The organism is Nocardioides malaquae, from assembly GCF_015070385.1.
Taxonomy (GTDB): Bacteria; Actinomycetota; Actinomycetes; order Propionibacteriales; family Nocardioidaceae; genus Nocardioides; species Nocardioides malaquae.
Genome location: NZ_JADCSA010000003.1, coordinates 165,965 through 190,021, shown reverse-complemented (window position 1 = coordinate 190,021; position 24,057 = coordinate 165,965). Strand labels below are relative to the sequence as shown.

At 71.9% G+C, this 24,057-nt stretch carries 24 protein-coding genes, 1 pseudogene and 1 riboswitch; of the genes and pseudogenes, 16 read left to right on the top strand and 9 right to left on the bottom strand.

What is annotated here, in order from left to right; translation table 11 throughout:
• Positions 1 to 47: 47 nt before the first annotated feature.
• Positions 48 to 2,576 (bottom strand): MMPL family transporter, encoded by a 2,529-nt coding sequence (locus IEQ44_RS04600; RefSeq protein ID WP_193637239.1) that lies wholly within the window; start codon positions 2,574 to 2,576, stop codon positions 48 to 50.
• Positions 2,577 to 2,673: 97 nt separating this feature from the next.
• On the opposite strand from IEQ44_RS04600, the gene IEQ44_RS04595 reads away from it, so the two are divergent.
• Positions 2,674 to 3,264 (top strand): TetR/AcrR family transcriptional regulator, encoded by a 591-nt coding sequence (locus IEQ44_RS04595; RefSeq protein WP_193637238.1) that lies wholly within the window; start codon positions 2,674 to 2,676, stop codon positions 3,262 to 3,264.
• A gap of 19 nt (positions 3,265 to 3,283) precedes the next feature.
• Here IEQ44_RS04595 and IEQ44_RS04590 read toward each other — a convergent pair whose 3' ends face one another.
• From IEQ44_RS04590 to IEQ44_RS04560, 7 genes are read right to left on the bottom strand one after another with little or no spacing between them, the layout of a single operon-like run.
• Positions 3,284 to 4,705 carry an acyl-CoA synthetase gene (locus IEQ44_RS04590; protein ID WP_193637237.1) on the bottom strand — a complete coding sequence of 474 codons (1,422 nt, stop codon included), beginning with the start codon at positions 4,703 to 4,705 and terminating at the stop codon, positions 3,284 to 3,286.
• 39 nt (positions 4,706 to 4,744) lie between these two features.
• The gene (locus IEQ44_RS04585; protein ID WP_193637236.1) at positions 4,745 to 6,148 is read right to left on the bottom strand and encodes a class II fumarate hydratase; all 1,404 of its coding nucleotides are present in this window, start codon (positions 6,146 to 6,148) and stop codon (positions 4,745 to 4,747) included.
• Positions 6,145 to 6,735 (bottom strand): hypothetical protein, encoded by a 591-nt coding sequence (locus IEQ44_RS04580; RefSeq protein ID WP_193637235.1) that lies wholly within the window; start codon positions 6,733 to 6,735, stop codon positions 6,145 to 6,147. The genes IEQ44_RS04585 and IEQ44_RS04580 overlap by 4 nt, the downstream gene beginning before the upstream one ends.
• The gene (locus tag IEQ44_RS04575; RefSeq protein WP_193637234.1) at positions 6,732 to 7,814 is read right to left on the bottom strand and encodes a DUF7224 domain-containing protein; all 1,083 of its coding nucleotides are present in this window, start codon (positions 7,812 to 7,814) and stop codon (positions 6,732 to 6,734) included. The genes IEQ44_RS04580 and IEQ44_RS04575 overlap by 4 nt, the downstream gene beginning before the upstream one ends.
• Positions 7,811 to 7,951, bottom strand: coding sequence for a hypothetical protein (locus IEQ44_RS04570; RefSeq protein WP_193637233.1), 141 nt, complete (start codon positions 7,949 to 7,951; stop codon positions 7,811 to 7,813). Before IEQ44_RS04570 ends, IEQ44_RS04575 begins: the two co-directional genes overlap by 4 nt.
• 29 nt (positions 7,952 to 7,980) lie before the next feature.
• Complete coding sequence (locus tag IEQ44_RS04565; RefSeq protein WP_438861838.1) at positions 7,981 to 8,688, bottom strand: ATP-binding cassette domain-containing protein; 708 nt, start codon at positions 8,686 to 8,688, stop codon at positions 7,981 to 7,983.
• A 24-nt stretch (positions 8,689 to 8,712) separates the two neighbouring features.
• The gene (locus IEQ44_RS04560) at positions 8,713 to 8,853 is read right to left on the bottom strand and encodes a hypothetical protein (protein WP_193637231.1); all 141 of its coding nucleotides are present in this window, start codon (positions 8,851 to 8,853) and stop codon (positions 8,713 to 8,715) included.
• A gap of 246 nt (positions 8,854 to 9,099) precedes the next feature.
• Here IEQ44_RS04560 and IEQ44_RS04555 point away from each other — a divergent pair, with 246 nt between their 5' ends.
• Together IEQ44_RS04555 and IEQ44_RS04550 are read left to right on the top strand one after the other, a co-directional pair.
• A complete protein-coding gene (locus IEQ44_RS04555; RefSeq protein ID WP_193637230.1) occupies positions 9,100 to 9,633 on the top strand; it encodes a type 1 glutamine amidotransferase domain-containing protein in 534 nt (177 codons plus the stop codon).
• Between the two features lie 117 nt (positions 9,634 to 9,750).
• Positions 9,751 to 10,665, top strand: a complete 915-nt coding sequence (locus IEQ44_RS04550; protein WP_193637229.1) for a putative endonuclease domain-containing protein — start codon at positions 9,751 to 9,753, stop codon at positions 10,663 to 10,665.
• A 64-nt stretch (positions 10,666 to 10,729) separates the two neighbouring features.
• On the opposite strand, the gene IEQ44_RS04545 is transcribed toward IEQ44_RS04550, so the two are convergent.
• Positions 10,730 to 12,442 carry a fumarate hydratase gene (locus tag IEQ44_RS04545; RefSeq protein WP_193637228.1) on the bottom strand — a complete coding sequence of 571 codons (1,713 nt, stop codon included), beginning with the start codon at positions 12,440 to 12,442 and terminating at the stop codon, positions 10,730 to 10,732.
• Positions 12,443 to 12,688: 246 nt separating this feature from the next.
• On the opposite strand from IEQ44_RS04545, the gene IEQ44_RS04540 reads away from it, so the two are divergent.
• The 13 genes and pseudogenes from IEQ44_RS04540 to IEQ44_RS04480 all read left to right on the top strand — a co-directional run bounded on the left by IEQ44_RS04540 (position 12,689) and on the right by IEQ44_RS04480 (position 24,047).
• Positions 12,689 to 13,804, top strand: a complete 1,116-nt coding sequence (locus tag IEQ44_RS04540; RefSeq protein WP_319804496.1) for an ABC transporter substrate-binding protein — start codon at positions 12,689 to 12,691, stop codon at positions 13,802 to 13,804.
• 62 nt (positions 13,805 to 13,866) lie between these two features.
• On the top strand, positions 13,867 to 14,682 hold the full coding sequence (locus tag IEQ44_RS17840) for an ABC transporter permease (RefSeq protein WP_319804495.1): 816 nt from the start codon (positions 13,867 to 13,869) through the stop codon (positions 14,680 to 14,682).
• Complete coding sequence (locus IEQ44_RS04530) at positions 14,679 to 15,461, top strand: ABC transporter permease (RefSeq protein WP_319804494.1); 783 nt, start codon at positions 14,679 to 14,681, stop codon at positions 15,459 to 15,461. Before IEQ44_RS17840 ends, IEQ44_RS04530 begins: the two co-directional genes overlap by 4 nt.
• The gene (locus IEQ44_RS04525; protein WP_319804493.1) at positions 15,458 to 16,531 is read left to right on the top strand and encodes an ABC transporter ATP-binding protein; all 1,074 of its coding nucleotides are present in this window, start codon (positions 15,458 to 15,460) and stop codon (positions 16,529 to 16,531) included. Before IEQ44_RS04530 ends, IEQ44_RS04525 begins: the two co-directional genes overlap by 4 nt.
• A 28-nt stretch (positions 16,532 to 16,559) precedes the next feature.
• Positions 16,560 to 16,669: riboswitch (TPP riboswitch) on the top strand.
• Positions 16,662 to 17,252 (top strand): thiamine phosphate synthase, encoded by a 591-nt coding sequence (gene thiE / locus IEQ44_RS04520; RefSeq protein ID WP_319804492.1) that lies wholly within the window; start codon positions 16,662 to 16,664, stop codon positions 17,250 to 17,252. (Overlaps the previous riboswitch by 8 nt.)
• Positions 17,253 to 17,256: 4 nt before the next feature.
• Positions 17,257 to 18,195 (top strand): annotated as a pseudogene (locus IEQ44_RS04515) (FAD-dependent oxidoreductase); the annotation flags it as partial.
• Between the two features lie 113 nt (positions 18,196 to 18,308).
• Positions 18,309 to 18,515: a sulfur carrier protein ThiS gene (thiS, locus tag IEQ44_RS04510; protein WP_193637225.1), complete on the top strand. Its 207-nt coding sequence runs from the start codon at positions 18,309 to 18,311 to the stop codon at positions 18,513 to 18,515.
• Entirely contained in the window at positions 18,512 to 19,318 is an 807-nt protein-coding gene (locus IEQ44_RS04505) for a thiazole synthase (RefSeq protein WP_193637224.1), read from the top strand. Before thiS ends, IEQ44_RS04505 begins: the two co-directional genes overlap by 4 nt.
• Positions 19,315 to 20,001 (top strand): thiamine phosphate synthase, encoded by a 687-nt coding sequence (locus IEQ44_RS04500; RefSeq protein WP_193637223.1) that lies wholly within the window; start codon positions 19,315 to 19,317, stop codon positions 19,999 to 20,001. The genes IEQ44_RS04505 and IEQ44_RS04500 overlap by 4 nt, the downstream gene beginning before the upstream one ends.
• Positions 19,998 to 20,924: a bifunctional hydroxymethylpyrimidine kinase/phosphomethylpyrimidine kinase gene (gene thiD, locus IEQ44_RS04495; protein WP_193637222.1), complete on the top strand. Its 927-nt coding sequence runs from the start codon at positions 19,998 to 20,000 to the stop codon at positions 20,922 to 20,924. The genes IEQ44_RS04500 and thiD overlap by 4 nt, the downstream gene beginning before the upstream one ends.
• The gene (thiC, locus tag IEQ44_RS04490; protein ID WP_193637221.1) at positions 20,921 to 22,663 is read left to right on the top strand and encodes a phosphomethylpyrimidine synthase ThiC; all 1,743 of its coding nucleotides are present in this window, start codon (positions 20,921 to 20,923) and stop codon (positions 22,661 to 22,663) included. Before thiD ends, thiC begins: the two co-directional genes overlap by 4 nt.
• A gap of 17 nt (positions 22,664 to 22,680) precedes the next feature.
• The gene (locus tag IEQ44_RS04485) at positions 22,681 to 23,340 is read left to right on the top strand and encodes a DUF2238 domain-containing protein (protein WP_193637220.1); all 660 of its coding nucleotides are present in this window, start codon (positions 22,681 to 22,683) and stop codon (positions 23,338 to 23,340) included.
• 59 nt (positions 23,341 to 23,399) lie between these two features.
• A complete protein-coding gene (locus tag IEQ44_RS04480; RefSeq protein ID WP_193637219.1) occupies positions 23,400 to 24,047 on the top strand; it encodes a DUF1707 SHOCT-like domain-containing protein in 648 nt (215 codons plus the stop codon).
• Positions 24,048 to 24,057: the final 10 nt, after the last annotated feature.

The window sequence follows — 24,057 nt, the reverse complement described above, 5'->3', positions numbered from 1 at the left end:
CGATGGATGAGCGGGTCGACGACCATTTCTGTTGGGGCGTGAGTGGGTCAGGCGTAGGTGGGGTCGCCCTCGTCGTGCTCGATGGCCTCGCTGGGGTGGTTGCGCTCCAGCGCAGCGCCCTCGACGTCCACGTTCGGCACGAGCCGGTCGAGCCACTTCGGCATCCACCAGGCGGCGTCGCCGAGCAGGTGCATGAGACCGGGGATCACCAGCATCCGCACCACGAAGGCGTCCACGAGCACGCCGAAGGCCAGGGCGAAGCCCATCGAGCGGATCATCGCAGTGTGGCTGAAGATGAAGCCCGCGAAGACCGAGATCATGATGATCGCCGCGGCGGTGACCACGACCCGACCGGCGTTGAAGCCGTGGCGCACCGCCACCCGCGCGGGTGCCCCGTGCACGAAGGCCTCGCGCATGCCGGAGACCAGGAAGAGCTGGTAGTCCATCGCCAGGCCGAAGAGGATGCCGATCACGATCACCGGCAGGAAGCTCAGGATCGGGCCGGGGGAGTGGATCCCGAAGAGGTCGGAGAGCCAGCCCCACTGGAAGATCGCGGTCAGTGCGCCGAAGGTCGCGAAGAGCGACAGCACGAAGCCGAGAGCTGCGGTCAGCGGCACCAGGATCGAGCGGAAGGCCAGCACCATGATGACCAGTGACAGGCCCACGACCAGGGTCAGGTAGCCGGGCAGGGCGTCGGAGAGCACCTCGGAGACGTCGATCGCGCCGCTGGCGTTGCCGGCGACCCCGACCTCCACGCCCGGACCCACCTCGGGGCCGAGTTCACGCAGCTCGCGCACCAGCTCCTCGGTGACGACGCCGTTGGGGCCCTCGGTGGGGAAGACCTGGAAGGCGACCAGCCAGGCCGACTTCGAGACACCGATCGGGGCGACGGCCTCGACACCCTCGGTGTCGGTGAGCAGGCGTCCGATCTTGGCCTGCGCGGCGATGCCGGCCTCGTCGTCGAGCACCGTCGGGTACTCCGCGACGAGCACCAGGGGCCCGTTGAAGCCGGGGCCGAACTCGCGCTCGACGGTGGTGTACGCCGCGTAGGGCGCGGAGTCCTCGGGCTCCTGGGAGCCGTCGGGCAGGCCGAGGCGCATGTCGAGGGCGGGGAGCGCCAGCACGACGAGTGCGGCGACGCCCAGCAACACCTGGAGCACGGCGCGGCCGGTGCCCAGCGGCTTCGTGCCGGTGGTGCTGTGGGTCAGGTGCACGACCTTGCCGCGCTGCTTCTTCGGCACGATCCGGTGGCCCACGAGGCGCAGCAACGCCGGGGTCAGCGTCACCGCGACGAGCACCGCGATCACGACGCAGGCCGCGCCGACGGTGCCCATCAGGCCGAGGAAGCTGATGCCGGTGATGTTGAGGGCGGCCAGCGCGGTGACGACGGTGGCGCCGGCGAAGACGACCGCGTTGCCGGAGGTCCCGTTGGCCAGGCCGATGGACTCCTCGAGGTCCATGCCGGCACGCATCTGCGTCTTGTGGCGGTTGATGATGAAGAGGGAGTAGTCGATGCCGACCGCGAGACCGAGCATCAGGCCGAGCACGGGCGTCACCGACATCATGTCGACGGTGCCGCTGAAGGCCATCGCGCCCGCGACGCCCACGCCGACGCCGACCAGCGCGTTGACGAGCGGCAACCCGGCGCCGACGAGGGTGCCGAGCATGACGAAGAGGGTGACGGCGGCGACGGCCAGGCCGACCGCCTCGCCCACACCGAAGACCTGGGGGATCACCTGGAGGAGCTCGGCGGAGCCGTGCACCTCGACGCCCTCGATCTCGGCCTCGTCGAAGACCTCGGCGACGTCGGCCTTCTGGTCGACGTCGACCTCGACGATCTCGTCGGTGAAGATCACGGCGCCGAGCGCGGTGCTTCCGTCCTCGGAGATCTGGCTGGCGCCGGCGGCGAGCTCGGTGACGGTGGTGGAGTCCTCCAGGACGGTGCGCTGCTCCTCCAGCTGCGCGCGTCCCTGCTCCACGCCCACGGCACCCTGCTCGAGCTGCTCACGCTGGGCGTCGAGCTGTTCCTGCTGCGCGTCGACCTCGGCGTACGCCGCGGCCGGCGCCCCGGTGGCGTCGAGGCGGGCGCGGGCGGCGTCGAGCTGGCGCTGGGCGCGCCGCAGCTGGGCGCGGGCCTCGGCGACCTGCTCCTCGCCCTGCTCGAGCTGGCGCTCGCCGCGCTCGAACTGGCTGCGGCCCTTCTCCAGCCGCGCACGCCCGTCGGCCAGCTGCTCCTCCACCGCGTAGGGGTCGATGACCGTGCGCACGCCGGGCATGTCCGCGGCCTGGGCCAGGACGTCGGAGATCGCCCGGCCCTGCTCCTCGGTGAGGGCCTCGCCGTCGGTGGTGGTGAAGACGACCTGGGCGGTGCCGCCACTGGCCGCTGGGAACTCCTTGGCCAGGGTGTCGGCGACCCGGGTGGTCTCGGTGTCGGGGATCGTGACCGACGAGGTCAGCGTTCCGCCGAAGGTCGCGAACGCGCCCACCGCGAGCCCGAGGATGGTGAGCCAGGTCGTGAGCACGAGCCAGGCGCGTCGGGAGGAGGCTCGTCCGAGCCGGTAGAGGAATTCGGCCATCAGGGGCACTTTCTCGGTGGAGAGCAAGGCAGGTCGGGACGTCAGCCCGGGAAGATGGTACGCAACGTCTCGTCTCGTCAACGAGTAGTATCCGCCCATGGCCAACCCCGAGGCACACGCGCACCGTAGCGGACCGGTGCGCAGTGACGACGCCCGTCGGGCCATCCTCGAGGCCGTGGCCGGCGAATTCCTGGCCAAGGGCTATGAAGGACTCACCATCCAGGGGGTCGCCGCCGCGGCCCACGTCGGCAAGCAGACGATCTACCGGTGGTGGGGTGGCAAGGCCGAGCTGGTGGCCGACTGCCTGGTCGAGGGCCTGCTCTGGGACACTGAGCTGGCCGTCGTCGACACCGGTGACGTGGTGCACGACGTGACGACGTGGATCGCCCACATGCTCGACCTGGACCGTCCGGGAGGCCGCGACGTCCTGCGGTCACTGCTGGGGGCGGCCGCCAGCGACGAGCCGCTGGCCCAGCACCTCGACGAGCTGCTGCGCGGTGCCCACGAGGGGGGCGTCACCCACCGCCTGACGGTGGCATGCGAGCGGGGTGAGCTCGACGAGGGCGTCGACACGGTCCTGGCCACCGACGTGCTGCTGGGCCTGGTGGTGGTGCGCACCATCGTGCGGCGACCCACCACCCACGACGAGCTCGACAGCCTCGTACGCCAGCTGCTCACCGCCCGCTGAGCCCGACGGTTCTGACCGGTCAGTCGTCGAGCAGCCGCTGCTTCTGCACCTTGCCCATCTCGTTGCGGGGCAGGTCGTCGACGAACCGGACCTCCCGCGGCCGCTTGTGCAGCGACAGTTCCGCGCCGACGTGGTCGACCAGCTCGCGGGCCAGCGCCTCGTCCGGGGTCGCGGAGCCCCCCGCCACGACGTACGCCACCACGCGCTGCCCCAGGTCGGCGTCGGGCGCGCCGACCACGGCCACCTCCGCGACCGCCGGATGACCCAGCAACGTCGACTCGATCTCGGCGGCGCCGATGCGGTAGCCGGCCGACTTGATGAGGTCGACCGATTCGCGGCCGACGATCCGGATGCGGCCGTCGGGAGCCATGACCGCCACGTCGCCGGTGACGAACCAGCCGTCGTCGGTCCACGTCTCCGCGGTGGCGTCGGGCCGGTTGAGGTAGCCGGAGAAGAGCGTGGCGCCGCGCACCTCGAGGCGCCCGACGCTCTCGCCGTCACGCGGCACCTCGGCGCCGGAGTCGTCCCGCAGCCGCACCTCGACGCCGGCCACCGGCACACCGACCCAGCCGGCCTGGCGTACGCCGTCGGCGCGGGTGGCCACGGTGATCAGCGACTCGCTCATGCCGTAGCGCTCGGCGACCTCGTGGCCGGTCAGCTCGGCGAGGCGGTCGAAGACCGGCACCGGCAGGGCGGCGCTGCCGGACACCAGCAGCCGCGCGTCGCGCAGGGCCTTCGCGTCGTCGGGGGAGTCGGCGACGCGCGACCAGATCGTCGGCACCGCGAAGAAGAGGGTGGCGCCGGCGCGGGCCGCGGCAGCGTACGCCTCGGGGGTGCCGCGACCGGTGTGGACGAGGCTGCCGCCGACCCGCAGCGGGCCGAGGGTGCCGAGGATCAGGCCGTGCACGTGGAAGAGCGGCAGGCCGTGGGCCAGCACGTCGTCGGCGGTCCACGCCCAGGCGTCGACGAGGGCGTCCAGGCCGGCCATCACCGCGCGCCGCGACTGCAGCACGCCCTTGGGCAGACCGGTCGTGCCGGAGGTGTACATGACGAAGGCGGTCGCCTCGTCGTCCACCGGGTCGAGCTGCACGTCGGCGCGGGCGGCCACGTCGACCCGCACCCGGGGCAGGCTCTGCTCGTCGCCCGTCTCGTGGGGCGACTCGCCCAGCCAGGCCTCGGGTGCGCTGTCGGCCAGCATGTGACGCAGCTCGGCGGCGCCGGAGTCCGGCGGCACCGGCACGACCTCCACACCCGCGAGCAAGGCACCGGTCACCGCCACGACGGTCTCGAGCGTGGGGGTGGCGAGCAGCGCCACCCGGGAGTGGTCGACCAGGTCGTCAGCCACCGCGGTCGCTGCGGCCAGCAGGTCGGGGTGGCTCAGGCGGCGTCCTGCGACCTCGACGAAACGGGTGGGGTCGGCGGCGAGGAGACCGGTCAGCATGCCCGTCAGGATAGGTCCGTCGCGGCCGCGTGAGGCACGTCAGGGGTGGGTCATCGACTCCACGTCGAGAGCGGCGTCGAGCTGTTCCTCGGTGACCTCGCCGCGCTCGACGAAGCCCATCGCGACCACGGTCTCGCGGATCGTCGCGCCCTCGGCGAGCGCCTGCTTGGCGACCTTGGCGGCCGCCTCGTAGCCGATGTACTTGTTGAGGGGCGTGACCACCGACGGCGACGACTCCGCGTAGCGGCGCATCCGCTCGGCGTCGGCGGTGATGCCGTCGACGCAGCGCTCGGCGAGCAGGCGAGAGGAGTTTGCGAGGACCTGGATCGACTCGAGCACGTTGCGGGCCATCACCGGCATCATCACGTTGAGCTCGAAGTTGCCGGCCGCGCCGCCCCAGGCCACCGCGGCGTCGTTGCCGACGACCTGGGCGCAGACCATCAGCGTCGCCTCCGGCAGCACCGGGTTGACCTTGCCCGGCATGATGCTCGACCCGGGCTGCAGGTCGGGCAGGTGGATCTCCGCGAGCCCGGTCGTGGGGCCCGACGACATCCAGCGCAGGTCGTTGCAGATCTTCGTCAGCCCGACGGCGTACGTCCGCAGCACGCCGGAGAGCTCGACGAGCGAGTCGCGGGTGCCCTGGGCCTCGAAGTGGTTGCGGGTCTCGGTGAACGGCTGGCCGGTCAGCTCGGCCAGCACCTCGATCACGCGGACGGCGAAGCCGGGCGGGGTGTTGATGCCGGTGCCGACGGCGGTGCCGCCCAGCGGCAGCTCCCGCACGCGGGGCAGCACGGACTCCAGCCGCTCGACCGCGAGCCGCACCGTGGCGGCGTACCCCCCGAACTCCTGCCCGAGCATCACCGGCGTGGCGTCCATCAGGTGCGTACGCCCCGACTTCACTACGCCTGCGAACTCCTCGGCCTTGCGCTCCAGCGAGGAGGCGAGCACGTCCAGCGAGGGCAGCAGGTCCTCCACCACGGCCAGCGTCGCGGCGACGTGGATGGAGGTGGGGAAGGTGTCATTGGACGACTGTGAGGCGTTGACGTGGTCGTTGGGGTGGACCGTGAGCTCGTCGGTCGAGGCGAGTGAGGCCAGCACCTCGTTGGTGTTCATGTTGGAGCTGGTGCCCGACCCGGTCTGGAAGACGTCGAGCGGGAAGTGGTCGAGGTGCTCGCCCGCGGCGACCGTGGCCGCGGCGGACTCGATCGCGGCGGCGCGGGCCTCGTCGAGCACCCCGAGCTCGCCGTTGGCGCGGGCGGCGGCCCGCTTGACCAGGCCCAGGGCGCGGACGTGGCGGGGCTCCAGGGTGGTGCCTGAGATCGGGAAGTTCTCGATCGCACGCTGGGTCTGGGCTCGCCACAGGGCGTCGGCCGGCACCTGCACCTCGCCCATGGAGTCGTGCTCGGTACGGAAACGCTGGTTCTGCTCACCGGAGGACCTCATGGTTCGACCGTAGCCACCCGGGACCAACCCCGCCACGGGGCCAGGGCGAGTGCCGACACGGTCAGCAGTGAGATGGTCAGGAGGGGAGCGAGGTCGGTGCGCATGGGCCAGGCCCACAGCGCGATCGATCCGTCGAGCTGTCGCCCGAAGAGGGTGCAGATGATCACGTAGGCCGCGACCGTCGTCGTGGCTGGGGTGTGGCCCACCCGACGAGCAAGAAGAAGTGCCAGCGCGGTCAGTGCGACCATGTTGCGGCCCGTCGTGACCAGCAGGGACGACGACGTCCACCACGCCAGCGCCAGGCAGAGCGTCAGGCCGATTCCGAGGGCCACGGCGATCAGACCGACGTCCCACAGGTGAACGCGTCGGGTGGCCATGCCCTCGACGTCCTCCACAGCGCGCTGCAGACCGGAAGTGACCGTCACCGTGGCCACGAACGGGACCAGGATGGCCAACGGCATCGGCAGGGCACGCAGCGCGTCGACTGTGGGGACGACCTGACCGCCGACGAGGGCCGACATGAGCGGGACACCGACGACGGCGGCCAGGATGGCGGCGGCGTTGCGGGTGCGCAACCACCAGATCATGGCGCACTCCGCGGGGGACAGACGTCCAGGAGCTCCAGACGGTCCCCCACCCAGGAGGCGAGCGCCGTCGGTGCGGAGGGCGCCTTGTCTGCCTCGGCGACCGCGGGTCTCGACAGCACATCACGCAGGTGAGTCGCTGTGGTCCCGAGGTCGAGAGCCCCCCACGCGAGCAGTTCCTGTCGTGCGCGTCGTGCGGCGGGGCGTACGCCCTGGGTGCAGGTGCTGGTGACCGGGCCGACGGTGGCAAACGTGGCGTCGGCGACCGCGACGGCGGTGTCGCCCGGTGTGAAGCTCGAGTGGACGAACAGGTGACCCGGGGTGGGGCCACCGCCCTCCTCGTACGTGGGCGGCACCTCGATGCCCAGGTCCTGCCACGTGGCCACCCGCGGGGCGAGGGCCACCAGGTCCTCCCGCAGGTCGGCATGCTCGGGATAGAGGCAGAAGGCGGGTCGCGACTCGGTGCAGTCGTCGGCGACGGGGCGGGGCCGGTCCGGGTCGGCCCCGAGGTGGTCGACCAGAAGGGACCCGACGACGAGTGACGCCGCCAGGACGGGGACTCCGACCAGCAGATGGTGCGTCGGAGCAGCACGATCGGCCAGCGCCACCGCCACGGCACCCACGACCGCCACCCCGGCAGCCACCACGAGCACGGCGGCGGTGGCACGGGGGTCGAGCTCCCGGTCGACATGGCAGCAGGAGAAGAGGGCCCCACCCAGGTGACGCATCCACAGGGGCTCGAGGGCGATCGGCAGGGTGAACCAGACGTAGCCTCCCAGCAGCAACGCGGGCATGACAATGACGGCGCGCACATGGAGACCGACGCCGAAGCCGAGGAGAATCCAAGCCCACAGAACCAGCACCGTCTGCGCGACCACACGCGGCGTGGGCAACAGCGGCGCCGTGAGTGCCATGACGCCGATGAACAGCGCAGTCGTGGCGACGGCCACCGTGGGTGCCGCCGCGGCGAGGGCCACCCGCGGCAGGCCCCGCCGCCGGGGTTGGTCCAGCCACCGTGCGCGACGCAGACGATCACCCTCCCAGGCTGCGCACATCGCGGCCAGGGGCGCCAGCACGATCACCGGGACGGTGGCGCTTGCGGTGAGGGCGAGGCATACGGATCCGAGGTGTACGGGGGACCCTGGAGGCCCAGGAAGGGGATCGCCAGGAAGAGCGGTGAGAGCCAGTAGGCCAAGCTGGTGCGGATCCGACCAGCCATCCACGATCGGGTGAGTGGGGAGGAGATCGTCACAGGTCGCCGCCGAGGAGGTCCTCGTAGGCCGACTCGGCGCGCCGACTCGGGTCGTTGCCGTGAGTCAGGAACTCCTCCATCGTGCCCTGCCAGGTCAGGCGACCGCCGTCGAGCACCACCACCAGGTCGAAGAGTTCCACGAGGTCCTCCACCTGGTGGGTGGAGACCACGATTCCTGTCGAAGCAGGGATGCCCGCCAGCACCTCGCGAAACCTGCGGCGTTGTGCCGGGTCGAGACCCGCCGTGGGTTCGTCGAGCAACAGGATTGACGGCTCCGACACGAGCGCCTGGGCGAGCCCTACACGCCGTCGTTGGCCCCCGGAGAGCGTGCTGGTGCGCAGCTCACGCTGGTCGGTCAGCCCCACTTGGTCGAGCGCCTGATCGGCTGCTCGGGCAGCAGCCGCCCGGGAGAGACCGCGCAGCCAACCGGCGTACGCGACCTGCTCCCACGCCTTCAGACCAGGCACGGGCAGGACGTCCTGAGGCATCCACCCCACCTCGTCCTGCACCGGTCGTCCGTGCGAACTCCGCACGGTGCCGGACTCGGGTCGCAGGAGGCCGGCGCCCAACCGCATCAGGGTGCTCTTGCCGGCCCCGTTGGGCCCCAGCAACGCGGTGCGGGCGCTTCCGGGGGACCACGTGACGTCACGGACCGCAGGGGTCCGGCGCCGACGGTGGGTGAACGTGACGGCGTCGTAGTAGATGCTCATGCCGAAGCCTTGGGGTCTTCAATACCAGACCCGGACCTTCTTGGCATCCATGCCGGACATGTGGGACTGGAAGCCTCCCTCGGCCACGTCCGAGGGAGCGCCGAGCGCGAGGACGAGCAGGCACAAGAGGCCGGGCGTCTGGACACGCATGGCAGCCATGGTCGGCATTCTCCGATCTGTTGAGGGATGGGGAATGCGCCGACCTGACCGACCACGCCAGTGGTCCGGTCAAGCATCTCCCGAGATGGTCGAGACCTTAGTGAGGTCGGCGTCGTCCACGACGCGGTCGTCCGCATCGCAGACCGAAAGAGAGGTGAGGTCCCAGCCTTGGGGGCTTGTCGCGGCGTTTGCCACTGAGCCAGTCGGGTAGGCGGCAAGGAGTGTTCCGACGAGAAGGAGAAACTCATGGCTGACGCACGCAAGGTCGCATTCCTGACCGCCTCCGAGGGGGTGGAGCGGGTCGAGCTCACCGAGCCGTGGGCTGCGGTCGAGGGTGCCGGTCACACCGCCGAGCTGCTCTCGCCCGACGGCGGCACGGTCAAGCTCTTCAACCACCTCGACGCCGCCGAGGACAAGTCGGCCGACGGCAAGGTCGCGGACGCCTCGGTCGACGACTACGACGCGCTCGTGCTGCCCGGCGGGGTCGCCAACCCCGACGCGCTCCGGATGGACTCCGACGCCGTCGCCTTCGTCCGCGACTTCGCCGCCAGCGGCAAGCCCGTCGCCGCGATCTGCCACGCCGCCTGGACCCTGGTCGAGGCCGACCAGGTGCGCGGCAAGCGCGTCGCCTCCTGGCCGAGCCTGCAGACCGACATCCGCAACGCGGGTGGCGAGTGGGTCGACGAGGAGGTCGTCGTCGACGGCAACCTCATCTCCAGTCGCAACCCCGACGACATCCCCGCCTTCAACCGGGCGCTGCTCTCCGCCCTCGGCGGCTGAGCCGTCTCCTCTGATAACGTGTGACGATTCGGTGGCTCCGACGGCCAGATCGTCACACGTTGTTCGTTGTCCACAGGGCGCCAGCGACGTCGGCTCGGAGTTGGCACGCTGAGGGCCGTGCCCACCGCCCTCGACTCCCAGGCCGCCGAGCAGGGTGGGGTCGTCTCCCTCACCCAACTCCGTCGCCTCGGCGTCACTCGCGGTCACCTCCGTGCGCAGGTGGAGGCCCGCCGCTGGCAGCGGGTCCACTCGCAGGTGATCCAGTTGACGACCGGTCTCCTCTCCCGCGAGGGCACTTGGTGGGCGGCCGTCCTCGAGGGTGGTCCGCGTGCCCACCTCGACGGCGCCTCCGCCCTGCTCGCCGGTGGACTCACGGGCTTCTCGACCGAGGTTGTACGCGTCTCCGTGCCGCCCGACTCCCGGTCGCGCCGCGCCGCGGGCGTCGACATCCGGCGCACCCGGCTGTGGTCCCCAGACGTAGTTGTCGGACGGGGAGTGCCGCGTACGCGCCCCGAGGTCGCCGCGGTGCGCGCCGCGCTCTGGGCGGTCAGCGACCGTCAGGCGGTGCTGTTGCCGACCATGGCGGTGCAACAAGGCCTCACGACGGCTGAACGCGTCGGCGTCGCCCTGCTGGGAGTGCGCCGTGACCGGCGGCGCGCCCTCCTGCACGACTGCGTGCTGGACCTGCTGCACGGCGTCCGGTCCCTGGGAGAGGGGGAACTCGCCCGCGAGTGCCGGCGGCGAGGTCTGCCTGAGCCCAGCCGTCAGGTCGTACGCCGAGGTCCCCGCGGCCGCTGGTACCTCGACGTCTGCTGGGAGCCGTGGGACGTTGTCGTCGAGGTTGACGGGATCCACCACACCTGGGCCTCGGTGGTGGTGGGGGACGCTCTGCGTCAGAACGCCCTCACCTTGGACTCCCACCTCGTTCTGCGGCTTCCGCTGTTGGGCCTGCGGGTGGCGCCCGACGACTTCTTTGCCCAGATCCGTGAGGCGCTGGTGACGCGGGGCTGTCCTCTGCCCCACAACGTGTGACGATCCGGTTGCCCTGACAGCCGGATCGTCACACGTTGTGCGGAGGAGCGTCAGAGGAGAGAGCTCAGCGCTCCTTCGAGCGGACCCGGATCCCCGTGATCGGGACCGTGACGGCGCCGGAGGGGTCGGTGAAGAAGTCGTTGCCCTTGTCGTCGACCACGATGAAGGCGGGGAAGTCCTCGACCTCGATCTTCCAGACGGCTTCCATGCCGAGCTCGGGGTACTCGATGACCTCCTGGCTCTTGATGCAGTCCTGGGCCAGACGCGCGGCGGGGCCGCCGATCGAGCCGAGGTAGAAGCCGCCGTGGGAGCCGCAGGCCTCGGTGACGACCTTCGAGCGGTTGCCCTTGGCCAGCATCACCATCGAACCGCCGGCAGCCTGGAACTGCTCGACGTAGGAGTCCATGCGCCCGGCGGTGGTCGGGCCGAAGGAGCCCGACGCCATGCCTTCGGGCGTCTTGGCGGGGCCGGCGTAGTAGACCGGGTGGTTCTTCATGTAGTCGGGCATCGGCTCGCCGGCGTCGAGGCGCTCCTTGATCTTGGCGTGCGCGATGTCGCGGGCCACGACCAGCGGGCCGGTCAGCGACAGACGGGTCTTGACGGGATACTGCGAGAGCTGGGCGAGGATCTCGCTCATCGGCTGGTTGAGGTCGACCTTGACGACCTCGCCGCCGGCGATGTCCTCGGCGATACCGGCGTCGGGCATGTACTGCGCCGGGTCGGTCTCGAGCTGCTCGAGGAAGACGCCCTGCGGCGTGATCTTGCCGAGTGCCTGGCGGTCGGCGGAGCAGGAGACCGCGATGGCGACCGGGCAGGAGGCGCCGTGGCGCGGCAGGCGGACGACGCGCACGTCGTGGCAGAAGTACTTGCCGCCGAACTGGGCGCCGATGCCGAACGACTGGGTCAGCTCGAAGACCTGCTGCTCCAGCTCGGTGTCGCGGAAGGCGTGCGCCCCCATCGAGCCCTCGGTCGGGAGGTCGTCGAGGTAGTGCGCCGAGGCGTACTTCGCGGTCTTGAGGGCGTACTCCGCCGACGTGCCGCCGATGACCACGGCGAGGTGGTAGGGCGGGCAGGCGGCGGTGCCGAGGGAACGGATCTTCTCGTCCAGGAACTTCAGCATCGAGTCCGGGTTGAGGATTGCCTTCGTCTCCTGGAAGAGGAAGGACTTGTTGGCCGAGCCGCCACCCTTGGCCATGAAGAGGAACTTGTACTCCGGCTTCCCGGAGTCCTGTGGCGTCGAGTAGATCTCGATCTGCGCCGGCAGGTTGGTGCCGGTGTTCTTCTCCTCGTACGTCGTGAGCGGCGCGAGCTGGGAGTAGCGCAGGTTGAGCTTGGTGTAGGCGTCGAAGACACCCCGGCTGATTGCCTCCGCGTCGTCGGCGCCGGTGAGCACGCCCTCGGACTTCTTGCCCATCACGATCGCGGTGCCGGTGTCCTGGCACATCGGCAGCACGCCGCCGGCGGAGATGTTGACGTTCTTGAGCAGGTCGAGCGCGACGAAGCGGTCGTTGCCCGACGACTCGGGGTCGTCGATGATCTTGCGGAGCTGGCGCAGGTGGCCGGGGCGCAGGTAGTGGGAGATGTCGTGCATCGCCTCGGTGGTGAGCCGCTCGATGGCCTCGGGCTCGACCTTGAGGAAGGTGCGGCCGTCGACCTCGAAGGTGCTGACACCCTCGGTGGTCACCAGGCGGTAGGGGGTCTGCTCCTCGCCGTTCGACCCGTGGGTCGGCAGCAGGTCGGAGTAGCGGAACTCAGGGCCGGATGCAGGAGCGCTCACGAGTGGTCAGGATACGCCGCTTCGCGCGCATCCCGGACGGCTGGTCGGTGCCACTGTCCAGCTCCGCGGAGCGCGCAGGGGTCGCTCACTACCCCCGGGGGGTACGGTGAGACGGCGAACACACGCTTCAGGACGGGTGTCCCAGTGTTCACGCGCCGGACACCCGCCCGACAGGTGAGCAGACCCGGACGGCCACGTGCCGCCCGCATGCTCCGCCTGACACACGTCAGCAACTTGGAGGGTTCAGTGAAGATTCGTCGCTCACTCGTCTCGATCGCCGCCCTGGCGACCCTGGCCGCCGCGGGAGCGTGCGCAGCCCCGGACGACGACAACGACTCAGGTGACAACAGCTCCGCCGCGGCCACCTCCGCCGAGGACTTCGGCGGCATGGAGGGCCTCGTCGAGGCTGCCCAGGAGGAGGGCGAGCTCAACGTCATCGCCCTGCCCCCGGACTGGGCCAACTACGGCGAGCTGATCTCCACCTTCGAGGAGAAGTACGACATCGAGGTCAACTCCGCGCAGCCGACGGCGTCGAGCCAGGAGGAGATCAACGCCGCCGAGCAGCTCAAGGGCACCGACCGTGCCCCCGACGTCTTCGACCTGGGCCAGAGCGTGGCCCTGGCCAACACCGACATGTTCGCCGAGTACAAGGTCGAGACCTGGGACTCCATCCCCGATGACCTCAAGGACCCCGACGGCCTCTGGGTCAACGACTACGGCGGCTACATGGCGATCGGCTACGACTCGTCCAAGGTGCCGGACGTGACCAGCCTCAAGGACCTGCTCAAGCCGGCCTACAAGGGCAAGGTCGCGCTCAACGGTGACCCGACCCAGGCCGGCGCCGCGTTCAGCGGCGTGATGATGGCCGCGATCGGCAACGGCGGGTCGGCCGACGACATCGCCCCGGGCGTCGACTTCTTCGCCGACCTCAAGAAGGCCGGCAACTTCCTGCCCGTCGACCCGGACTCGGCCACGATCGAGAACGGCGAGACCCCCGTCGTCATCGACTGGGACTACCTGGGTGCCGCTGCTGCGAAGAACGTCTCAACGTGGAAGACCGTCGTCCCGGCCGAGGCGGTCGTGGGCGGCTACTACTTCCAGGCGATCAACGCCGACGCCCCGCACCCGGCCGCCGCGCGCCTGTGGCAGGAGTTCCTCTACAGTGACGAGGGCCAGAACCTCTACCTCGCCAGCGGTGCCCGTCCGGTGCGCGCCGACGCGATGGCCGAGGCTGGCACCGTCGACCAGGAGGCCTACGACAAGCTGCCGCCCGTCGAGGGTGACCCGGTCTACCCGACCAACGAGCAGACCGAGGAAGCCGGTGCCTACCTGGCCGACAACTGGTCGAAGGTCATCAGCTGAGCACTGTCACGGCCAAGCCGCGTGCCGGGCGGGGGGCCACCCTCGGCCGGTACGCGGCTGTCGTGCCGTTCTTCGGTTTCCTCACCGTCTTCCTGCTGGTGCCGACGATCACGGTCGTCGTCGGGGCCTTCCTCGACGGTGACGGTGGGTTCACCTGGGGCAACGTGGAGGCGCTCACCTCGGAGGGCGCCACCTCCGCCCTGGGCAACAGCCTCGTCCTCGCTGGCAGCACCGCCGCCATCGGCGCCGTCCTGGGAGGGTTACTGGCCTACCTCGTCGTGAGTCTGGGCGAGGAGAGCCTGCTGCGGCGCACCACGCTCTCGGTCTGTGGCGTGCTCGCCCAGTTCGGCGGCGTCACCCTGGCCTTCGCGTTCATCGCCCTGATCGGCGGGGCCGGGGTGCTGACCGAGATCCTGCGCACCTCGGCAGGCATCGACATCTTCGGCAGTGGCTGGCTCTACGGCCTGCGCGGGCTGATCGTCGTCTACGTCTACTTCCAGATCCCGCTCATGGTCATCGTCTTCACCCCCGCGCTCGCGGGTCTGCGTCCACAGTGGCGCGAGGCCGCGACGAACCTGGGCGCCACCACGTGGCAGTTCTGGCGCCACGTCGGTTTCCCGCTGCTCACGCCGCCCTTCCTGGGCGGCGCGCTGCTGCTCTTCGCCAACGCCTTCGCTGCCTATGCCACGGCCGCCGTCCTGGTGAGCCAGGGCAACCCGATCACGCCGCTCTTCATCCGCTCGGCCCTGACCAGCGAGGTGCTGCTGGGGCAGGCGAACCTCGGGTTCGCGCTCGCCCTGCAGATGATCGTGGTGGTGTCGGTCGTGATGGCGGGCTACGCGTTGCTGCTGCGCCGGGCTGCGAGGTGGATGACGTGACGAGCCGTACGTTCACGGTCGTCCGCGCCGTCCTGCTGCTGGCCTTCGCCACCTACTTCGCGTTGCCGCTGCTCGCGATGCTCGACTTCTCCACCCGCGCCCGCGGTGATGCCGAGGGCCGGACGTGGGACGCGTGGACCAACCTGGTGGCCGACGACATGCTGCGTGAGTCGATCATCGCCTCGGTGCTCCTGGCCCTGCTCACCGTCGCCGGGATGGTCGTCCTCCTGGTGCCCACGATGATCTGGGTGCGACTGCGGTTGCCGCACCTCAACCGCCTGGTCGAGTTCCTGTGTTTGCTGCCGTTGGCGATCCCGGCACTGGTGATCGTCGTCGGCATCGCCAACGTCTACTCGTGGGTGACCTACCTCTTCGGCGACTCACCGCTGACGCTTACCTTCGCCTACGTCGTGCTGGTGCTGCCGTACGCCTACCGCTCGCTCGACGCCTCGCTCGGTGCCATCGACCTGGTCACCCTTTCGGAGGCCACGCGCTCGCTGGGTGGCACCTGGTTCACCGTGATCGTGCGGGTGGTGCTGCCCAACATCGTCCCGGGTGTGATGGGTGCGGCGTTCATCTCCATCGCGCTCGTGCTCGGTGAGTTCGTCTTCGCCTCGCTGCTCAACTTCGTGACGATGCCGGTGGCCCTGGCCCAGATCTACAAGTACGACGCCGCCACGTCGGTGGCGGGCTCGTTCGCCTCCATCGTCGTCATTTCGCTGGCCCTGCTCGCCCTCTCGTTCGTGGGCCGGGACCGCAGGAAAGGACAGACCTCGTGACTGAACAGACCCTGGCCGCCACCCGCAACGGGCTTGCCGTCGAGCTCACCGACCTGACCCGGGTCTACGGCGACGTGCGGGCCCTGGACGGCTTCACGCTGCACGCCGAGCCGGGAGAGATGATCGCGCTGCTCGGCCCGTCGGGCTGTGGCAAGACCACCGCACTGCGGATCCTCGCCGGCCTCGACCGGCAGACCTCGGGCACCGTCCGGGTGGGTGGGCGCGACCTGGACCGGGTGCCGGCCAACAAGCGCGACATGGGGATGGTGTTCCAGGCCTACAGCCTCTTCCCGCACTTGAGCGTGCTCGACAACGTCGCGTTCGGGCTGCGCCTGCGCAACGTGTCGAAGGCCGAGCGTCGTCGCCGGGCGGGCGAGAAGCTCGAGCTCGTCGGGCTCTCGGAGCACGCCGATCGCTACGCCCACCAGCTCTCCGGTGGGCAGCAGCAGCGGGTGGCGCTGGCCCGGGCCCTGGCCGTGGAGCCGGCGGTGCTGCTGCTCGACGAGCCCCTCTCGGCGCTCGACGCGAAGGTGCGCGTGCAGCTGCGTGACGAGATCCGGCGCATCCAGCTGGAGGTGGGCACCACGGCCGTCTTCGTGACCCACGACCAGGAGGAGGCGCTGGCGGTCGCCGACCGGGTGGGCGTGATGAACGCCGGTCGCCTGGAGCAGCTCGCGCCGCCGGCCGAGCTCTACACCCAGCCGGCCACGCCGTTCGTCGGGGAGTTCGTCGGTCTCTCGACGCCGTTGCCGGCGACCGTGCGCGCGGGTCGCGTGCAGGTGCTGGGCCACGACCTCGAGGCCCTGCCCGGGTCGGTCGAGGGCGCCGGGCTGGCGTTGGTGCGGCCCGAGGCCCTGACGCCGAGGCCGGTGGGGGAGCGTACGTCCTCGGGCACCGCCCGGGTCGTCTCCGTGGCATTCCTGGGGCCCTTCTCCCGGGTGCACTGCGCCCTCGCCGACGGCACCGACGTGGTCTGCCAGGTGGCCAGCAGCAGCGTGCTCGGACTGCGGCCGGGCGACGACGTGGCGCTCGAGCTGGAGACCTCGGCCGTGCTGGTGGTCCCTGCGTGACGTGAGCTGGCGACGCTGCTACGGTCGGTGGCGTCCACACGGGAGTCCGCGGTAGCGGGCTGAGAGGGAGCTGAAACCGCTCCGACCGTCGTACCTGATCCGGGTCATGCCGGCGAAGGAAGTGATTCCAGTGCTGCCACGTGTCTTCTGCCTTGTCTCCACCAGGGACGACCTCTCCCTGCTGCCCGACCTGGCCCGCGCCGGCGTCGACGGCTTCCAGGTGCGCGCCAAGGAGGGCACCGACCGTGAGGTGCTCGCCCTCACCGAGCTGGTGATCGGTGCCGTACGCCCTCACGGCGCCTGCGTCGTGGTCAACGACCGCGTCGACGTGGCGCTTGCCGCCGGCGCCGACGGGGTGCACCTCGGCGCAGACGACCTGCCGGTGGCCGCGGCTCGACGCCTCGCTGCCGAGCTGCTCGTGGGGGCCACCTGCCGCAGCCGCGCCGACGTGGAGCGGGCCGCGCTCGCCGGGGCGAGCTACGCCGGCCTCGGTCCGGTCTGGGCGACCACGAGCAAGGCGGGTCTGCCCGCGCCTCTCGGGCCGGCTGCTCTCACCGAGGCGGCCGGGCTGCTGCCCCTGGTGGCGATCGGGGGTGTGACACCCGAGCGCGCGGCCCAGGCCCGCGCTGCCGGTGCCCACGGGGTCGCGGTGATCGGAGGTCTGTGGAACACCCGAGATCCACTCGCCGCTGCCGGAGAGCTCGTGGCGACGCTGGGCTGACGCGGTGACCACGACCGGCCAGAGGTCGGGGCTGCGGGTGACGGTGCTGGGTGCCGGCATCATCGGGTTGGCCTGCGCCGACGAGCTGCGCCGCCGCGGCCACCGGGTGCGCGTGCTCGACCCGGCACCGTGCTCCGGCGCGACCCACGCAGCGGCCGGCATGCTGGCACCCGACGCCGAGGTCTGGCACGGCGAGCCCGACCTGCACGCCCACGGCCGCGCGTCGGCGCGCCTGTGGCACACCTGGGCCGAGCGGCTCGGCCTCACGCTGCACACCCGCGGCACCCTGCTGGTGGGGCACGACGCCGCCGACCTGCAGGAGGTGACGCGCCAGGCCGACCTGCTGGCCGGGCTGGGGTCCGCGCCCCGCGCGCTCGACCGGCGATCGGTGGGGGAGCTCGAGCCCGGCCTGGCCCGGGTCGCGGGCGGCCACCTGCTGCGCGACGACCTCGCCGTCGACCCCCGCGAGGCGGTCGACGCGCTGCGCGGCCGGCTCTCCGACGCCATCGAGCCCACCCCCGGCGACCTCACCCCGCGCACCACCCGCGGGGCCGACGCCGTCGTCGTCGCCACCGGTGCCCGACTCCCGGCGCCCTTCACCCACCTCGTACGCCGGGTGCGCGGTGAGGTGGTGCGGGTGCGCTCCGACGACCCGCCCACCCACGTGGTGCGGGCGGTGGTGCGCGGCCACAGCGTCTACCTCGTGCCGCGCGCCGACGGACAGGTCGTCGTCGGTGCGACCAGCGAGGAGCACGACGCCCCGGCCCAGGTGACGGCTGGTGGGGTCTTGCGGCTCCTCCACGCGGCGCGACAGCTGTGGCCCGCCCTCGACCGCGCCACCTTCGTCGAGGCCCTCGCCCGCGACCGGCCGGGCACGCCGGACAACCGGCCGCTGGTCGGGCCGACCCACCTGCCCGGCGTCGTGCTGGCCGCCGGCCACCACCGCCACGGCGTGCTGCTCGCGCCCCTGACCGCCCACCTCGTCGCCGACCACCTCGCGGGTGGCGACCTCATCGACGCCTGGCACCCCCAACGCTTCACCACCGGAAGGACACCATGCTGATCACCCTCAACGGCCACCCCGCCGAGGTCGCCCCCGGCCACGTCGCCGACCTGCTGGCCGGGATGCTGCCTGCGCCCGACGGCACCCGGGGAGTTGCGGTCGCCGTCAACGGCGAGGTGGTGCCGCGCGCCGCGCACCCGCGTACGCCGCTGCACCCCGGTGACGTCGTCGACGTCGTGAGCGCGGTGGCGGGCGGATGAGCGTCGAGACCCAGCCCGCGACCCTCCCCTCCGCCCACGGGGAAGAGCTGCTCGTCGCCGGTGAGCGCCTCGACTCACGCATCTTCCTCGGCACCGGGGGGCTGCCCCGGTTGTCGTTGCTGGAGCCGGTGCTGCGCGCCGCGCGACCGGCACTGGTGACGGTGAGTGTGCGCCGTACGTCCGGGCGCGAGCCCGGCGGCCTGCTCGCCACCCTGCGGTCCCACGGGGCGAGGGTGCTGCCCAACACGGCCGGCTGCCTCAGCGCCCGCGAGGCCGTGCTGAGCGCCGAGCTGGCCCGAGAGGCCCTGGAGACCGACTGGGTCAAGCTGGAGGTGGTCGGCGACGAGGAGTCGTTGCTGCCGGACGCCGTCGAGCTGCTCGACGCCGCCGAGTCGCTCGTGGCGCGCGGCTTCACGGTGCTGCCCTACGCCCCGCCCGACCCCGTGCTCGCGCGGCGGCTGGCCGACGTGGGCTGCGCCGCGGTGATGCCGCTGGGCTCGCCGATCGGCTCCGGGCAGGGCGTGCTCGACCCGTGGTCGATCGAGGCGGTCGTGGCGGCCGTCGAGGTGCCGGTGGTGCTCGACGCCGGCATCGGCACCGCCTCCGACGCCGCCCTGGCGATGGAGCTGGGGTGCGACGCCGTGCTCGCGGCCTCGGCGGTGACGCGCGCGGCCGACCCGGTCGCCATGGCCGGCGCGCTGCGCCTGGCCGTGGAGGCCGGGCACGCCGCGGCTGGTGCGGGGCGCATCCCGCGCCGCGCGGTGGCCCGGGCCTCCAGCCCGATGGTGGGGAGGGTCGGATGAGCGCCTGGGGCCTGACGCCCCGCCGCCCGGGTGGCCCCCGGGTGCCCCGGGTCGTCGTGCTGACCGACCGCACCCAGCTGCCGGCCGGCAGGGGGCTGGTCGAGGCGCTGATCGAGTGCCACCGGGCGGGGTTGGAGGCCGTCGTGGTGCGCGAGCACGACCTCGACCCCCGGGTACGGCACCGGTTGCTCGCCGAGCTGGCACGGCTGCCCGGGTTGCGGGTGGTCTCCTCCCGCCTCGCCGACACCTCCGCCCACGGACTCCACCTGGCAGCCCACCAGGCCGCTCCCGGACTGACCGGTGCCGTACGCCCGTGGGGCCGCTCCTGCCACGACCCCGCCGAGGTTGCCGTGGCCGCACGCGAGGGAGCCTCGTGGGTGACGCTCTCGCCCTTCGGGGTCTCCACGAGCAAGCCCGGACACCTGCCGCCGCTGCCCTCGAGTGTGTGGCGCGGCCATCCGCTGCCCGTGCTGGCCCTCGGCGGGATCACGCCCGACAACGCGGCCCGGGCACGGGCCCTGGGGGCGCACGGCGTGGCCGTGATGGGCGCGGTGATGCAGGCGCCTGAGCCGGGGGAGGTGGTCACAGCCCTGATCGAGGCCGTGGGCACCACCGGGTCGGCCCCGGTCCCGCCGCAACCCGGTGCTCCGCGGGCGGAGTCGGTCGAGGAGCGGAGCCGATGAGCGACCCCACCCCACCCGTGGTGCTGACCGTCGCCGGCACCGACTCCGGCGGTGCCGCGGGCACGGCCGCCGATCTCGCCACGATCTCCCACCTGGGGGCGCACGGGGCCTGTGTCGTCACGGCGGTGACCGCGCAGGACACCCTGGGCGTGCGCGCCGTGCACCCGGTGCCTGTCGAGGTGGTGGAGGCCCAGCTCGACGCGGTCTTCGACGACCTGCCGGTCGCAGCTGTCAAGACCGGGATGCTCGGCTCACCCGAGGTCGTCGCGCTCGTCGCCCGGCGGGTCGCCGCGACCGGCGTGCCGCTGGTCGTGGACCCCGTGCTGGTGGCCACCAGCGGGGCCGTGCTCGGCGGCGCCGAGGTGGTGCGGGCCTACCGGGAGCACCTGCTGCCGGTCGCCACCGTGGCCACGCCCAACACCGACGAGGCCAGGGCCCTGCTGTCGAGCGACGACCAGGGCCAGAGCCAGACCCGGAGCCGTGGTGAGCGTGACGGAACGGGCGCGCACGACGCCCCGGAGCTGGCCCGACAGCTGGCCCGGCAGCTGTCGGCCCGCGGAGTGCGGGTGCTCGTGACCGGCGGGGAGTCGGGCACGGACTGGCTCGCCCTCCCGGGGGCGGAGCCCCTCGCGCTGCGGCACCCCAGCGTGGCGACGCGGCACGACCACGGCACCGGGTGCACCCACAGCAGCGCCCTGGCCACGCACCTCGCCCACGGCCGTCCGCTCGGCGAGGCGGCGGCCCTCGCCGCGGCGTACGTCGCCGGCCAGCTCGCCACCAGCAACCGGTGGCGCCTGGGTCGCGGCCGCGGTCCGGTCGCCCACACGTTGCCCGGCCACACGCTGCCCACCCACACCCAGTCCGCCCCACAAGCCGTCACTCGCACGCCGCACGCATCCATCGACCGAGGAGTCCACGCATGACCGTCCACCCCGCCCACACCCGCGTCACCGAGGGTCCGTGGCAGGTGCCCGTGACCCGGGTCAGCCTGACCAACGGCGAGACGTTCGACCGCTACTGCACCTCAGGGCCGGGCTCCGACCCCCGGGTCGGCCTGCCGCCGCTGCGTGCGGAGTGGATCGAGGAGCGCGGCGACACCACGCCCTACGAGGGGCGACCCACGCAGCTGCTCGACAACGGTCGCGGCGCCCTGCGCCGCGGGACCGCGCAGGGGGAGTGGCGCGGAGAGCGACGTCCACCGCGCCGGGGGTCGGGGCCGGTCACCCAGATGCACCACGCCCGCCGGGGCAGGGTGACGCCCGAGATGGAGTACGCGGCCGCGCGCGAGGGCTGCGACGTCGAGCTGGTGCGCAGCGAGGTGGCGGCGGGACGCGCGATCATTCCGCTCAACGTCAACCACCCCGAGTGCGAGCCGATGGTGATCGGGCGACGGTTCCTGGTGAAGGTCAACGCCAACATCGGCAATTCCGCCGTCACGAGCTCGATCGCCGAAGAGGTCGAGAAGCTCACCTGGGCCGTCACCTGGGGCGCCGACACGGTGATGGACCTCTCCACCGGCGACGACATCCACACCACCCGCGAGTGGATCCTGCGCAACTCACCCGTGCCGATCGGCACGGTGCCGATCTACCAGGCGCTCGAGAAGGTCGACGGCGTCGCCGAGCGCCTGACCTGGGAGGTCTTCCGCGACACCGTGGTGGAGCAGTGCGAGCAGGGGGTCGACTACATGACGATCCACGCCGGGGTGCTGCTGGACCACGTGCCGCTCACGGCCCGACGGGTCACCGGCATCGTGTCGCGGGGAGGCGCGATCATGGCGGGCTGGTGCCTGGCCCACCGCGAGGAGAACTTCCTGCACACCCACTTCGACGAGCTCTGCGCGCTGCTGGCCCGCTACGACGTGTCGATCTCGCTCGGTGACGGACTGCGCCCCGGCTCGGTCGCCGACGCCAACGACGCGGCCCAGCTCGCCGAGCTGCGCACGCTGGCGGAGCTGACCGCACGGGCCTGGCGCCACGACGTGCAGGTGATGGTCGAGGGACCCGGCCACGTGCCGCTCGACCTGGTGGAGGAGAACGTCGTGCTGCAGCAGGAGTGGTGCCACGGTGCGCCCTTCTACACGCTCGGCCCGCTCGCGACCGACGTCGCCCCTGGCTACGACCACATCACCTCGGCGATCGGGGCCGCGACGATCGCGATGCACGGCACCGCGATGCTCTGCTACGTCACCCCCAAGGAGCACCTGGGCCTGCCCGACCGTGACGACGTGAAGACCGGGGTGATCACCTACAAGCTGGCCGCGCACGCGGCCGACGTGGCCAAGGGGCATCCAGGCGCCCGGGAGTGGGACGACGCCCTGTCGAGGGCGCGGTTCGAATTCCGCTGGCACGACCAGTTCGCGCTCTCGCTCGACCCGCCCACGGCGCAGGCCTTCCACGACGAGACCCTGCCGGCGGAGGGAGCAAAGACGGCGCACTTCTGCTCGATGTGCGGGCCGAAGTTCTGCTCCATGCGCCTCAGCCAGGACGTGCGTGAGCGCTTCGCTGCCCCCGAAGGTGCGTCGGTCCGGCCCTGCGAGCCCGAGCTGGTGACCCTCGGCCCCACCGTGCGGGCGTCCTCGGTGGGCCCGGGCGAGTCCCCTTGTGGAGACCCGGCCGGTCCGCGAGGATCGACGCACCTACGGGCGACCTCGTCGCCGTGACGCCGCGGGGGTGACGCGTGAGTTCAGGTCAGGAGCGGCCAGTCGACGAGCAGCGCCCTCCGGCGTGGCTCGTCGTCGCGACCGTCGCGGCCAAGGCGGCGCTCCTCCTGGTGGTGGTGCAGGTGGCCCTCGACCCCGGGTGGGGCAACCTCGAGGGCAAGGCGCCCACAGCGCGGGCCATCACCTATCCGTTGCTGGCGGTGGTGGTGCCGCTGTGGCACCTGCTGCGCGGGAGGTTCCGACCTGACCGACGTTACGCGTGGGGGGCCGACCTGCTCGTCACCCTGCCCGGCTTCTCCGACCTGCTCGGCAACCGGTGGGACCTCTACGACCGGGTGTCCTGGTTCGACGACGCGGTGCACTTGGTCAACACCGGGTTCCTGGCGGCCGCGGTGCTGCTGCTCGTCGGGTTGGCCGGCGCACGACTGCGTTGGCGGTTGGCGGTGGCGATCGCGGTCGGCACGACGCTGTCGCTGGTGTGGGAACTGTGGGAGTTCACGGCGTTCGTCGCCAAGGGCGCCGAGAGTGCGACTGCCTACGCCGACACCCTCGGTGACCTGACGCTGGGGTGGCTGGGCGCCGTCGCTGCGGCCGTGGCGGTCGGGGCTCCCAGGGCCCCCGACCCGGTCGGCACGACCTCCGACGCGGGTCGGGGGTCCGCGCCGCGGACCCGGTGACCCGGGTCTGGGGTCCTTCGCACCGACCGCCCGGGGCGTCGGATGAGTAGGGTCGTGCCATGGAGCAGTTCGACCCCTCGCAGATGCGCGTCTCAGACGACGACCGACACCGCGTGGCCGAGGTGCTGCGTGAGGCCGCTGCCCAGGGCCGCATCGACCTGGAGGAGCTCGACGAACGGCTGGAGACGGCCTACGGCGCGAAGGTGTACGCGGACCTCGTGCCGCTGACGGTGGACCTGCCCGGGCCCCACCTGCCCGCCGAGCACGAGCAGGTGCTGCCGCAGCCGGTGGGACCCGGCGGCCCGCCGGTCGCCTCGTACGCCACGTCGACGGCGGTGCTGTCGAGTGTCGGCCGCAAGGGCATGTGGCGGCTGCCCGAGCGCCACGCCGCGGTCGCCGTGATGGGGGAGGTGACCCTCGACCTGCGCGAGGCCGTCTTCACCTCCCGCGAGGTCGTCATCACCGCGAACGCGGTCATGGGGTCGGTCGACGTTTTCGTCAACGCCGGCACCCACGTGATCGTCGAGGGCTCCGGGATCCTGGGCACCTTCGAGCAGGGCCGCGACCGGGTGCTGCCGGCCCAGGATGCCGGCGCCCCGATCGTGCGGGTCAGGGGAGTGGCGCTGATGGGCGCGGTGACCGTCACCCGCAAGCGGATGCCGGGGGAGCCACGCGGACGCGGGATCAGGAAGTTCCTCCAGGACTGACCCCTGGGAC